At 32.4% G+C, this 12,975-nt stretch carries 13 protein-coding genes; 12 read left to right on the top strand and 1 reads right to left on the bottom strand.

The window, feature by feature from the left end; translation table 11 throughout:
• The first annotated feature begins 6 nt into the window (after window positions 1-6).
• The 12 genes from IGJ19_RS08575 to IGJ19_RS08520 are packed head-to-tail and all read left to right on the top strand — an operon-like array spanning window position 7 to window position 12,073.
• Window positions 7-783 carry a YveK family protein gene (locus tag IGJ19_RS08575; protein ID WP_010735161.1) on the top strand — a complete coding sequence of 259 codons (777 nt, stop codon included), beginning with the start codon at window positions 7-9 and terminating at the stop codon, window positions 781-783.
• A gap of 12 nt (window positions 784-795) precedes the next feature.
• Window positions 796-1,473: a CpsD/CapB family tyrosine-protein kinase gene (locus IGJ19_RS08570; RefSeq protein ID WP_062805073.1), complete on the top strand. Its 678-nt coding sequence runs from the start codon at window positions 796-798 to the stop codon at window positions 1,471-1,473.
• A gap of 17 nt (window positions 1,474-1,490) precedes the next feature.
• On the top strand, window positions 1,491-2,231 hold the full coding sequence (locus IGJ19_RS08565; protein WP_074800752.1) for a tyrosine-protein phosphatase: 741 nt from the start codon (window positions 1,491-1,493) through the stop codon (window positions 2,229-2,231).
• 21 nt (window positions 2,232-2,252) lie between these two features.
• Window positions 2,253-4,070 carry a polysaccharide biosynthesis protein gene (locus tag IGJ19_RS08560; protein WP_074800749.1) on the top strand — a complete coding sequence of 606 codons (1,818 nt, stop codon included), beginning with the start codon at window positions 2,253-2,255 and terminating at the stop codon, window positions 4,068-4,070.
• Between the two features lie 12 nt (window positions 4,071-4,082).
• Window positions 4,083-4,697 carry a sugar transferase gene (locus tag IGJ19_RS08555; RefSeq protein WP_074800745.1) on the top strand — a complete coding sequence of 205 codons (615 nt, stop codon included), beginning with the start codon at window positions 4,083-4,085 and terminating at the stop codon, window positions 4,695-4,697.
• Window positions 4,694-5,533 carry an NAD-dependent epimerase/dehydratase family protein gene (locus tag IGJ19_RS08550; RefSeq protein ID WP_074800742.1) on the top strand — a complete coding sequence of 280 codons (840 nt, stop codon included), beginning with the start codon at window positions 4,694-4,696 and terminating at the stop codon, window positions 5,531-5,533. Before IGJ19_RS08555 ends, IGJ19_RS08550 begins: the two co-directional genes overlap by 4 nt.
• 1 nt (window position 5,534) lies before the next feature.
• Window positions 5,535-6,374 (top strand): glycosyltransferase, encoded by an 840-nt coding sequence (locus tag IGJ19_RS08545; RefSeq protein WP_074800740.1) that lies wholly within the window; start codon window positions 5,535-5,537, stop codon window positions 6,372-6,374.
• Window positions 6,367-7,470, top strand: a complete 1,104-nt coding sequence (locus IGJ19_RS08540; protein ID WP_074800737.1) for a polysaccharide pyruvyl transferase family protein — start codon at window positions 6,367-6,369, stop codon at window positions 7,468-7,470. Before IGJ19_RS08545 ends, IGJ19_RS08540 begins: the two co-directional genes overlap by 8 nt.
• A 21-nt stretch (window positions 7,471-7,491) precedes the next feature.
• Complete coding sequence (locus tag IGJ19_RS08535; protein WP_074800734.1) at window positions 7,492-8,550, top strand: EpsG family protein; 1,059 nt, start codon at window positions 7,492-7,494, stop codon at window positions 8,548-8,550.
• A 29-nt stretch (window positions 8,551-8,579) separates the two neighbouring features.
• Window positions 8,580-9,719, top strand: coding sequence for a glycosyltransferase (locus IGJ19_RS08530; protein ID WP_074800731.1), 1,140 nt, complete (start codon window positions 8,580-8,582; stop codon window positions 9,717-9,719).
• Window positions 9,697-10,677 (top strand): polysaccharide pyruvyl transferase family protein, encoded by a 981-nt coding sequence (locus IGJ19_RS08525; RefSeq protein WP_074800728.1) that lies wholly within the window; start codon window positions 9,697-9,699, stop codon window positions 10,675-10,677. Before IGJ19_RS08530 ends, IGJ19_RS08525 begins: the two co-directional genes overlap by 23 nt.
• A complete protein-coding gene (locus IGJ19_RS08520) occupies window positions 10,649-12,073 on the top strand; it encodes a lipopolysaccharide biosynthesis protein (RefSeq protein ID WP_161642521.1) in 1,425 nt (474 codons plus the stop codon). Before IGJ19_RS08525 ends, IGJ19_RS08520 begins: the two co-directional genes overlap by 29 nt.
• A gap of 114 nt (window positions 12,074-12,187) precedes the next feature.
• On the opposite strand, the gene IGJ19_RS08515 is transcribed toward IGJ19_RS08520, so the two are convergent.
• The gene (locus tag IGJ19_RS08515) at window positions 12,188-12,889 is read right to left on the bottom strand and encodes a Crp/Fnr family transcriptional regulator (protein WP_430603687.1); all 702 of its coding nucleotides are present in this window, start codon (window positions 12,887-12,889) and stop codon (window positions 12,188-12,190) included.
• Window positions 12,890-12,975: the final 86 nt, after the last annotated feature.

Raw genomic sequence — 12,975 nt, 5'->3', positions numbered from 1 at the left:
GAAAACATGGAAGAAACGATTAGTCTAGGAGAATTATTTGAGATTTTAAGAAAGCGTTGGTTGCTGATTCTTGCGACCACGCTTGCCGGATTTGCATTAGCTGCTGGAGTCACGTTCTTTTTGATCACACCTAAATACAGTTCATCAGCTGAGATGATCGTTCAGTCAAAAGCAGAAAATACGAATACGAATCTACAAGATGTCAACGCTAACGTATTGTTGATCAATACTTACAAAGATATGATTTTAGGCGATGTTGTCATCAATGATGTTCAAAGAGAACTTGAACAAAATTATGGACAAAGTCTTACAAAGGGTGAGTTGAAATCGGTGATCAGTGTCAACCAATCACAAAACTCACAAATGTTCCAAATCGTTGCAACTGTCGATAATCCAGATCATGCGACGGATATCGCCAACGTTACAGCACAAGTATTCCAATCAAAAGCCACGGACGTATTGAATGTCAATAAAGTGACGATCACTTCTGCAGCACAAAGCAATCCTACACCTGTTTCACCAAATAACATGTTGAACGTAGTTATCGGTGGGTTGCTTGGCTTGATGATTGGAGTCGGATTAGCCTTTCTTCTAGAGTTGTTAGATAAAACAGTCAAAGATGAACGTTTTGTCACAGAAGAATTAGGATTGCCGATTCTTGGAGATGTCAATGAAATGACGAAGAAAGAACTTGAAAACGGCCGTATGTTTCAACCCGCAGAAGTCGAAACAATTGAAACAACTGAACAAAGAGAAAGCCGTCGTTCACGAAAACGTGTATAAGGAGAAGTATTTATGAAGAAAAACACTATTTTACCTGTTTCACTCCTCAGCATTACCGATAAAAATGCCATGGTTTCCGAACAATATCGGACGATCCGTTCAAATATCCAATTTGCTTCTGTCGATCGTGAATTGAAGACGATGGTCGTGACTTCATCTGGACCAGGTGAAGGAAAATCAACAACAGCTGCTAACTTAGCTGTCGTATTCGCAAATAGTGGCAAACGAGTTTTGCTGGTGGATGCTGATTTGAGAAAACCAAGTGTAGCATTGACTTTTCAATTGCCAAATGTCAATGGATTAAGTAATTTCTTAGGCGATCGTGAAGGAAGACCGGAATCATATTATCATACCAGTTCCGTCGAAAATCTTTGGGTCATGACAAGTGGACCGAAACCACCGAATCCATCAGAACTACTTGATTCGAAACGAATGGAAGAAGTGATCGAACAACTAAAAGCAGTATTTGATTTGATCATTTTTGATTTACCTCCCATTGCAACAGTCACTGATGCTCAGATCTTAGCCGCAAAAACAGATGGGACACTTTTAGTCGTCCGAGAACGCAAAACAATGAAACAAGAATTAATCAAAGCGAAAGAACTGCTATCCATTGCACAAGCAACGATTTTAGGTGTTGTTTACAACGGTGCGAAGAAGAATGCAGATTTTAATTATTATTACTATTGATGAGGAAGTGAGCAAAAATGATTGATTTACATTGTCATATTTTACCTGGTTTAGATGACGGACCAAAAACGGTCAAAGAATCGATCGCCATGGCAGAAGAAGCTGTTCGACAAGGAATCACCCACATTTTATGCACCCCTCATCACAATCAACGTTTCACCAATGAAAAAGCAGATGTATTACTAGCTGTCGAAGACTTGCAAAAAGAACTCGATCGACAGTCCATCTCCCTAACTTTATTTGAAGGACAAGAAGTTCGAATAAAAAGTAATTTGATAGATGAAATTAAAAGTGACAAGATTCTTTTTGCAGATGTCACCGATCGCTATTTGCTAGCTGAGCTACCAACAAACAGCATTCCCGAATACACAGAAAATTTGTTTTATGAATTACGTCAGATGGGGATCGTACCAATCATTGTCCATCCTGAGCGGAACCGCGGTTTCCAAGAAAGTCCTAATCTATTATTACCCTACTTGAATATGGGTTGTTTGGCGCAGTTGACTGCACCAAGCATTGCAGGTGTTTATGGCAAACAGATCAAGAAGTTAAGTGAAGAACTGGTCCAACATCGGCTTGTCCAGATGATCGCCTCAGATGCCCATAGTCGAAAAGATCGGGATTTTTATATGGAAAAAGCATATAGTATCGTAGAGAAAAAATTTGGATCTACAGTCATCGAAGAAATGGATCAAGTAACAAGAGACATCATCAATGGGGAGCAAGTGCATGCAAAAGATTTTCGACCTATTGTATAAAAGTTTTAGGGGGCGCAGGGTTTGTTTGAACTTACTAGAAGAAGAAAAGTAATTATTTTAGTTTTGGTTGATAGTTTATTATTAGGCATCTCTATATTATCAAGCTATTATTTTATGACACCATTTGTTGGTATCGATCAAGATTATTTAGCCGTGAATCTAGGCGTATCACTAATTTTTTACATTGGATATGGCATGCTGTTCAAAACATTCACGCGAATCAATCGATATACGAATTTAAATGAGATGGCAGCTATTTTTTCAGCGATCACTTGTACCGTTATTTCATCATTTATCATCCAATATTTGTTTATGCAAAAAATCAGCCTTAGATTACAATTATTAACTTACATCTTATCTATGTTTCTCATCATCAGCAGTCGTTTATTCTGGCGTATATATATCGAACATAAAGCACAGCGTCAAGAATCGCCACTAAACAAACACAGAACACTAATTATCGGAGCTGGCGAAGGCGGACGTATCCTATGCAATAGTATTCTTAGTTCAAAAGCAATCAACGATTTGGAAGTGATTGGCTTTGTGGATGATGATCCGAACAAATATAAAACATATTTGTCTGGGATAAAAGTCGTAGGGAATACCAAAGACTTACCAAGATTGATCGATGAATTGTCGATTGACATGGTAACGATCGCGATACCTTCCTTGCCACGAAAAAGAATTCGTGAAATTTTCCATCTTATCGAATCAAAAGAAGTCAAGATGAATACCATGCCCTCGATTGAAGAAATCGCATCAGGGAAAATCAATGTTTCTCGCTTGAAAGAAATCGACGTAGTCGACTTGTTAGGACGAGAAGAAGTCAAATTAGATTTAGACAAACTAAAATCACACATCTCAGAAAAAGTCATACTTGTTACCGGAGCTGGAGGCTCTATTGGTTCAGAAATTTGTCGTCAAGTACTTGCTTTTTCGCCAAAAAAATTACTCTTATTAGGACATGGTGAAAACTCGATTTATTTGATTCATCGCGAACTATCAGGAGATCCCTCTTATAATAAAACAGAAATCATTCCAATTATTGCTGATATCCAAGACCGTGAAAAGATCTTCCATATCATGAAAGAACATCAGCCAGATATCGTCTATCATGCAGCAGCACATAAACATGTGCCATTGATGGAATATAACCCAAGAGAAGCAGTAAAAAACAATATCAAAGGAACAAAAAATGTAGCTGAGGCTGCCAAAGAAGCGAATGTCAAAAACTTTGTAATGGTTTCCACAGATAAAGCAAATAACCCACCAAATGTAATGGGAGCCACCAAACGAATCGCAGAAATGATCGTGACAGGCTTGAATGGAGAAAACTGTACCAAGTTTTCGGCCGTAAGATTTGGTAATGTGTTAGGCTCCCGTGGAAGCGTGATCCCTGTTTTTCGAGAACAGATCGCAAAAGGCGGACCAATCACGATCACCGACTTTCGGATGACCCGTTACTTTATGACGATCCCAGAAGCAAGCCGTTTAGTCATCCAATCGAGTGCATTAGCCAAAGGTGGCGAAATCTTTGTCTTAGATATGAGTGAACCAGTTAAAATCTTAGATCTTGCACGAAATATGATCCGCTTGAGTGGGTACACTGAAGAAGAAATCGAAATCGTCGAAACAGGCATTCGACCTGGCGAAAAATTGTATGAAGAACTGTTATTGGACAAAGAACGAAATGATGAACAGGTGTATGAGAAGATTTTTGTCGGGAATATCAAAGGTTACCCGATCCAAGAAGTCATGGAATTTGTAACAGGTTTATCCGACGATGACAAAAAGCTAGCAAAAGAAGTCGTAGCATTTGCAAGGGCTTCGAGTAAATAGGGGGAGTTATTTATGTATAAAAATGGGTTGAAAAGAGTCATTGATATACTTTTATCTTTCGTGGGGATTATCATTTTGTCTCCATTATATCTAATTTTATGTATAGCAATTAAATTAGATTCTAGAGGACCAATCATATTTAAACAGAAAAGACTCGGCAAAAATAGATCATATTTTTATATTTTTAAGTTCCGTACGATGAAAATCGAGACACCGAAAGAAATGCCAACACATTTGCTATCTAACCCTGAAGCCTATATCACACGTGTAGGACGATTTCTAAGGAAAACGAGTTTGGATGAATTACCTCAACTATTTAATATTCTAAAAGGAGATATGTCAATCATTGGTCCTCGTCCGGCATTATGGAATCAATATGATTTAATTGAGGAACGAGAAAAATATGATGCAAATGATATTAGACCAGGTTTGACCGGGTTAGCACAAATCAGTGGACGTGATGAATTAGCTATCGAACATAAAGCTAATTTAGACGGATACTATACAGCTAACGTTACTCCTTGGATGGATTTAAAATGTTTTTTTGGAACAATAATCTCAGTTTTTAAGAGTGAAGGTGTTTTAGAGGGTGGAACAGGTTCACTAAAAAAGGAGAATAATAAATGAAAAAAATTCTTATTACTGGTGCAAACAGTTATATCGGAACATCTTTTGAAAGTTGGATGAAACAATATAGCGATAACTATCAGATAGATTCGCTAAGTGTGAGGGGAGATGAATGGAAACAATTTGACTTTTCCATTTATGACACAGTATTCCATGTAGCTGGGATTGCCCATGCAGATGTCTCAAAAGTTTCAGAAGAGACAAAAAATCTTTATTATGAAGTGAATAGAGATTTAGCAATTAATGTTGCAAAGAAATATAAGAAGGATTTATCTGATAAATCTGGTCAGTTTATTTATATGAGTTCCATTATTATTTATGGGGAAGAGACAAATATAAATAAGAAACGTGTGATTACTGCTGAAACTAAGCCAAACCCTTCAAACTTTTACGGCGATAGCAAATTGCAAGCAGAACAAGGGTTGTTACCATTAAACGAAAATCATTTTAAAATTGTGATTCTTAGGCCGCCAATGATATATGGCCCCAATAGTAAGGGGAATTATCGACAGTTAGTTAAAATAGCAAATAGATTACCTATATTTCCAGACGTTAAAAACGAACGTTCCATGTTGCATATTGACAAGTTATGTTCTTTCGTCAAAGAAAGAGTAGATAATCAAGACAAAGGGATATTTTTCCCACAAAATGATTCATATGTTAGAACGAGTTCTATGGTCAGAGATATTGCAGAAGAAAATGGTCGAAAGATTTATTTGTTTTCTTGGATGAATTGGTTTATTCGTTTGTTAGGATATGTTCCAGGAAAAGTTGGAAGATTGATAAATAAAGCATTTGGAAGTTTAGTTATTGCAGTCGAAGAACAGGAGCTATGAAATGAAAAAAAACAAGACATATTCAGTTTTAATGTCAGTATATAGCAAGGAAGATCCTTATTATTTAAAAAAAAGTATTGAAAGTATTTTGAATCAGTCCGTTTCAACAGATGACTTTGTTATCGTAAAGGATGGAAAGTTAACTCCCGAGTTAGACACTGTTTTAGAAGAATATTCTAGAAAATATAATAATATAAAGATAGTTGCTTTGCAAAAAAACATGGGGTTAGGGTTGGCTTTGAATGAGGGTCTAATGAATTGTAAGAATGAGCTAGTAGCACGTATGGATAGTGATGATATTAGTCTAAAGGATCGGTGTGAAAAACAACTGAAAAAGTTTAATTCCAATGAGAAATTGGATATTTTAGGAATGCAAATTGCAGAGTTTTATTCTAATCCGGATGATATAATCAGTATTAGACAAGTTCCTAGTAGATATGACGATATAGTTAAATTTTCAAAACGGAGAAGTCCATTTAATCATCCCACTGTAATGTATAGAAAATCTCGAATAGTCCAATTAGGTGGATACAAAGATGTCCGAAGAAAAGAAGATTTAGAGTTGTTTTTAAATGCACTTAGTAGGGGGTACTATGCTGAAAATTTAGAAGAAATCGGATTGTACTTTAGGTCTAATAGAGATAACTATCTTCGAAGAAAAGACAAAATAAATTGTATTAATTATATAAAAACTATAAATACTTATTACAAGAAAAAGTATTGTAATGTGTTTGATTTGAGTTACGTAATAGCTAGCCAAGTTTTTTTTATGATAGCCCCAAAGCCAGTGATGAAATATGTTTCAGATAAATTCTTAAGGAGAAAAGTGATTAATGAGTAAAAGGTATAAAATAATAGAGAAAATTAAAAAAATGTTACCTCTTAATTTAAAGTTGAAACTAATTAAACTTCACTTAAATACAAAAAAAGTAAATTCAATTCAAAATAAATTTACCACTGATAAACCTAAGTTATTCGTATTACTTGGCACGGATTATCCTAATCTAGGAGATCATGCTTTAACACTATCTCACAAAGAATTTTTACAAAATAATTTCCCGGAATATGAAGTTGTTGAATACAGTGTAGATGAAACTTTGAATGCGATAGAGTTTTTAAAAAATAAGATTTCTAAGGATGATATTATAACAATAAAAGGTGGAGGGAACATAGGTATAGAGTATTTTCGCGAAGAATTATTACGGAGGAAAATTTTAAATTCATTCAAAGCCCACCCAGTGATTTTATTTCCACAGACAGTTTATTTCCCGCAGACTAAGCTTGGAGATAAAGAATTTAATAACACAATAGATATTTTTAGAAGTAGAGATAATATCCATGTTTTTTTGAGAGATGTAGAGTCATTTAAACTATTAAAAGAAAAAAATGTGAAAAACATTTATTTAGTTCCTGATATTGTTTTTACAATGAAAGGTATGAATAAAAATGATATATCCAGAGGAAAGAAGAATATTTTATTATGTTTGAGAAATGACAGAGAAAAAGCAGAAAACAGGATGAGCGCTTCATGGCTGTCAGAACAATTAACTGCAAAAGGATATCAAGTAGAAATTACAGATACAGTTGTAGATTTTGATGTCAACTCTAGCAATCGTGAAGATGTATTAGTTCAAAAATTAAATGATTTTTCTGCTTCACATATGGTTATTACAGATAGACTACACGGAATGATCTTTTCATATATTACGAATACCCCGTGTTTAATTTTTCAAACATATAATCATAAAGTGACAGGACAATACGAGTGGATAAAAACTAGTAATGCTGTTAGCTTAATAGAAGATAAAACTAGTTTTTGGAAATCATTTGAGAAAATGGAAAAAATCTACAATTCTCAAGAGTTTAATTTTATTGAAGTTGAAAATAAATATGATTTAATTAAAGAAACAATTAGAAAATATATTAAAGAATATTAGTTTAGATAATAAGGAGATCATATGGGGTTATTTTTTATCTTGACATTATATATACTATTATTAGCTGCAATTTTTAAGAAGCAGAAAAAAATTTTTTTATTCTGCACTTTCTCACTTTTTTTTGCACTATCAGCTCTAAGATCTGTCAACATAGGTAATGATACTAGTGACTATAAGTTATTGTTTGAAAATCTTAAATTTATGCCTGTCGAAAATTTTACTTGGCGGTTCGAAACTGGATACTTATATTTTAACAAATTTATACAAATTTTTTTTGAAAATAGTCAGTCTTTATTTGTTATATCGGCTTTCATAGTTTGTCTAGGTTACGCTATGCTTATCAATAAATTTTCAAAAATAGTTTGGCTAAGTGTCTATCTATTTTTTACGTTGAGATATTTTGATTTGTCTATGAATATATTACGACAAAGTTTAGCAATGGTTATCTTGTTTTTAGGCTTTTATATTTTAATTAAAGAAAAAAATATACTCTATTTCATTATATTAGTATTTTTAGCTTCTTTATTCCATAATACAGCTATTGTGTTCTTGGTAGTAGCTATTCTTAAGAAAATTAAAAATGAAAAAAGGTATATAGCTTTTTTATCTTTAATAACATTAGTAGGATTATTTAGTTTTAATACTATATTTTCTTTCGTTTTGCGGTTCTTTCCAACGTATTCATATTATTTGAATTCAAGCTATATGGATGGAAATACTAGGGTAGCTACCATTCTAAATATATTGGTAAACTTGGTAATACTTTTATTTGTATATATATGTAAGTTTGAAAAAAACAAAGTCAATAACTTAATGTTTCATATGTTAATGTTTGGAATTTCAATTACAGTTATATCTTTGAGATTTAGTTTGTTAGATAGAGTTAGTGATTTTTTTACAGTTTATTCAATTATACTTATTCCTAATGCACTGAGTTTTACGAAACAAACTAAAAATATTAAATTATTTTTGATATATATAATACTGATTTGTTTCTTTATATATTATTTGGTGATAATAATTTACAGACCGGACTGGAACAGAGTATATCCATATGAGTTCTTTTGGAATTCACAATAGAAAATATACAGGAGAGAAATGAAAATAATATGGTGAGAGTATTAAACGTTATAGGGAGAAGGCCGACAGGTGGCATAGGGGCCGTAGTTAAAAATTATCAAAGTCACTTTAATGAAAAAATAATATTTGATTACCTTCTCTTTTCAAATGAAAAAGATGGTGAATTTGATGCCTTTGTCAAAAAATTAGGATCAAATGTTTATGTATTACCTGCTTTAGAAATGAAAAATCTGTTTGTACTAAAAACAGCTGTAAAAAAATTTTTTGAACAATATTCGAATAATTATGATATTGCACATATTCATACAGTTAATATTGCTTTCCTAGTTGCTAAATATGCAAAAAGATCAGGAATTAAAAATATAATTGCGCATAGCCATGCTACAAAATTTTCTGATAAAAAAATTAATTCAATTAGAAATAGACTGTTATGTGTTAATCTAAAAAAACTTTGTACTGATTTTATTGCTTGTTCAAGCGAAGCAGGATATTTTTTATTTGGAAAGAGATTTATGGAAATGCATAAAGTGAATATATTAAAGAATGCTATAGATATTAAAAAATTTGAATTTTCTTTAGAAAAAAGGAAAAAAATTAGGAGTGAGTTTAAACTTAAAGATGAAGTAGTATTTGCTAGTATTGGAAGATTATCAAAGCAAAAAAATCAAAAATTCTTAATCGATATATTTAATGAAATTCATAAAGAATTACCTAATAGTAAGCTACTAATTGTTGGCGAGGGTCAAGAATTAGAAAACCTTAAAGCTAAATCTGAGAAGTTAGGACTTAATAATGAAGTTATATTCACCGGTAGTAGGAATGACATTGATTTTATATTATCAGGAATTGATATTTTTTTGATGCCTTCTTTATATGAAGGATTACCTGTTATTGGTGTTGAAGCGTTATCCTCTGGACTCCCATGTATATTTAGTGATGAAATATCAAAAGAGTTTCAATCAGAAAAGAGTTATTATATTTCTTTGAACAATTCTTCTCTTGAGTGGGCTAAACAAATTATAAATATTGTAAATATTAATATAGACAGAAATTTGAGTCAAACAGAAGAAATGGGCTATGACATTAATGTAGAAGCACCAAAACTTATAGAATATTATAAGGGCATAATTAATAGGAGTGAAGATAGTGAAAAAAATATTGTTTTTTGATACTTCAATAGGTACTTTAAATATTGGAGACGAAATAATTAATGAAGCAATTGCGAGGGAATCAGAGAAGATTTTTAGTGAAGATTATATATTAAAATTACCTACTAGGACTAATGTATTAAACCATTTTCAAATTTTATATAATAAGAGCTTTAAAGAAAATTTTGGCGCTGCAGATTTGAAATTTATTTGTGGAACTAACTTGCTATATAAAAATATGTTACGGCCTATGCCGAATTGGAATATAAATATTTTAAATACTTCTATTCAAAAAAATAGTATTTTATTCGGAGTAGGTAGCGGTAATAACTCTAAAAAAACAACGTTATATACAAAATTCCTTTATAAAAAAGTACTCTCACATGATTATATTCATAGTGTACGAGATCAGGCTACTAAAAGAATGTTGGAAGAAATTGGGTTAAAAGCAATTGTAACTGGATGTCCAACACTTTGGGAACTTACTCCAGAGGTTTGTAGGAGTATCCCCACTACTAAAAATAATTGTGCTATTTTTACTCTCACACACTACAGGTCTTTTAGAAATTACAATGAAGATAAAGAGATGGTTAAAATAATAAAAGAAAACTATAGCAATGTTTATTTTTGGCCTCAAAGTTTAGGTGACTTAACTTATTTAAATGAGCTTAATGAGGCAGAAAATGTAAACATATTACCTCCCAATCTGAATGCCTTTGACCAATTTTTAAAGACGCATGAATGTGATTATATTGGAACCAGATTACATGGAGGAATTTTTTCTCTGCAACACGGTAGAAGATCTATAATACTTGCCATCGACAATAGAGCAAGAGAAATCAAAAAAAATAATCATATCCCATGCATTGAGCGAGATGAAACTTCTTTAAGCTTGCAGGGCCTAATAAATAGTAAGTGGGACACGAATATAACAGTTGAGGTAGAAAAAATTGAAAAATGGAAAAAACAATTTAACTAACTTACTTAAGTTGGATGCTAAGTTTAAAACATTAGGTATGAATACATTGATTTTTGGAATTGGGAATATTTTATCAAAACTTATTCTCTTTTTATTAATGCCTTTATATACTAGTTTTTTGACTCCTACACAGTATGGAACTGCTGAGTTGCTGAATAACAGTGTGGATTTAATAATGCCTTTTATTACTTTATGTTTATATGAAGCAGTTTTTAGATTTAGTATTGATAACATTCATTCTACAAAAGAAGCAGTTTTTAGTAATAGCCTTAGACTATTACTAAAATCATTAGTTGCTACTATAGTGGTGTGTATAGCAATTAGTTTGATAGCTAGTAGTAATTATCCATTACTTTTTTTATCCATGTTAATTCCATACAGTCTAAGACAAATTTTTGCACAGTTTTCTCGAGGTATAGGCTATTCTAAAGAATTTGCAATTAGTGGTATTTTAAATGCTTTAGCCCTTGGTCTAGTTAGCATATTACTCGTCGGCATATTAAAACAAGGAGTTCAAGGATATATCTTTTCGATTGCTATTGGAAATTTATTTTCGGCAAGTTATTTATTTTTTAGGTTAAAATTATACAAGTTCATAAATATATCGTCAAAAGATTCGCAGCTAGTAAAGCGCATGCTTACTTATAGTCTTCCAATGATTCCCAACTCAGTTTCTTGGTGGTTTGCTAATATTTCAACTAGATATATTTTGATGTTTTTTGAAGGCGTAGCGATAGCAGGGATTTTTACTGCAATAAGTAAGCTTCCATCAATTATAAATATGCTATCTTCAATATTTCAGCAAGCATGGCAATTTTCTGCCTCAAAAGAAATTAAACAGAAAGAATCAAGTAAATTTTTTTCAAAGGTTTTTTCTATATACTATACTTTGATAATTCTGGCATGTAGTTATCTAATTACATTTATTCCTATGATTTCTAGAATAGTTTTAAAAGGAGAGTTTTTTTTATATTGGTATTACGTTCCACTATTACTAGTATCAGCGGTATTAAACTGCCTTTCAGTGTATTTCGGTTCAATATACACTGCTGCAATGAATAATAAAATGATAATGATCTCCACACTATCAGGAGCATTAGTAAGTATAATTTCATCTATACTACTTATTCCTACGATAGGGATATTAGGAGCTATTGTGGCTTCCAATCTTAGCTATATTGTAGTTAATGTAATGAGGTATATTGATACAAAAAAAATTATTAAGATAAAAATTGATTTTAAACAATTCCTCAGTCTGTTCTTCCTGATTTATATACAAGCTATAGGATATATAATTTTTAACAAGTATTTTTTCATATATTCACTTGCTGTATCTTTTCTAATAACTATTACTATAATTTGGAAGAGATTTTCATATACAATATTCCACAGATAATTTATAATGCCCCCTAAGTGAGACTAAAGTCTCACTTAGGGGGCATTATAAAATGCTTTTAATTTAATAGAATATATATTATGTTTTAAAAGAGAGTGTTATTTGTTTATAATTTCACTCCCGCCACCCCGGCGTCACTGCCTCCTTACAAAACGTGAACCGCTTCTTGTCATAATTCACCAAGCCGGAGTCTTTCAGCTGTTTGATCACCTGTCCGGCGGTTTCACGAGTGGTACCGCTATTGACTGCTAGTTCTTTCAACGTGATCGGATAGGGTATCGATATATGACCGTCTTCTGTAGGGATTCCTAATTCTTCTTTTAAAACAAATAGGTTTTGTTTCACTCGGTCAAAAGCACTGGAGGTCAAGCCGATTTGAATGCGTAGTTCGTGCATCTGAACGACTTTTCCTAACTTCTGGATCATGTAAATCAATTGATTGGGGTTGTTTTTGACGATTTTTTCATAACAAGCTACAGGAAAATAAAAAGTCTCGATATCTGTCATGGCTTGTGCTGTATACGTATAAGGTTCTTCTTCAAAAATACCAGACATTGGAAAGAGATTATTTGCTGAAACATAATCATAGTAGTAATAAGTAGCACTTTCGTCATAACGCTCTAAACGGATCAATCCTTCTGTTAAGACATAGAAACGTTGCCGCTCATCTCCTTCATCAAAAAGCACTTGTCCTTTCTTATATGAACGTAGGACAGTCTGCTCTTTGATTTCTTCAAATTCCTCATCAGTAAAGTGTTCAAAATCAGGTTGATATCTGAGTTTAGAAAAATGATAATCGATTTTATTTACACGCATGAACATCCCTGCTTCCTATTATTCTTTAATTCTATTGTGACTTCTTTTATTTCTTTTGTAAAGCCATAATACATTCCGAGAAAAGC

The sequence above is a fragment of the Enterococcus sp. DIV1368b genome (assembly GCF_050529595.1).
GTDB classification, from domain to species: domain Bacteria; phylum Bacillota; class Bacilli; order Lactobacillales; family Enterococcaceae; genus Enterococcus_B; species Enterococcus_B mundtii.
This window is presented reverse-complemented; position numbering and strand designations above follow the sequence as displayed.

Bases quoted from the DNA above. Each gene is read 5' to 3' on its own strand.
- IGJ19_RS08575 (WP_010735161.1), top strand. From the start codon at position 7: ATGGAAGAAACGATTAGTCTAGGAGAATTATTTGAGATTTTAAGAAAG.
- IGJ19_RS08570 (WP_062805073.1), top strand. From the start codon at position 796: ATGAAGAAAAACACTATTTTACCTGTTTCACTCCTCAGCATTACCGAT.
- IGJ19_RS08565 (WP_074800752.1), top strand. From the start codon at position 1,491: ATGATTGATTTACATTGTCATATTTTACCTGGTTTAGATGACGGACCA.
- IGJ19_RS08555 (WP_074800745.1), top strand. From the start codon at position 4,083: ATGTATAAAAATGGGTTGAAAAGAGTCATTGATATACTTTTATCTTTC.
- IGJ19_RS08550 (WP_074800742.1), top strand. From the start codon at position 4,694: ATGAAAAAAATTCTTATTACTGGTGCAAACAGTTATATCGGAACATCT.
- IGJ19_RS08545 (WP_074800740.1), top strand. From the start codon at position 5,535: ATGAAAAAAAACAAGACATATTCAGTTTTAATGTCAGTATATAGCAAG.
- IGJ19_RS08540 (WP_074800737.1), top strand. From the start codon at position 6,367: ATGAGTAAAAGGTATAAAATAATAGAGAAAATTAAAAAAATGTTACCT.
- IGJ19_RS08535 (WP_074800734.1), top strand. From the start codon at position 7,492: ATGGGGTTATTTTTTATCTTGACATTATATATACTATTATTAGCTGCA.
- IGJ19_RS08530 (WP_074800731.1), top strand. From the start codon at position 8,580: ATGGTGAGAGTATTAAACGTTATAGGGAGAAGGCCGACAGGTGGCATA.
- IGJ19_RS08515 (WP_430603687.1), bottom strand. From the start codon at position 12,889: ATGCGTGTAAATAAAATCGATTATCATTTTTCTAAACTCAGATATCAA.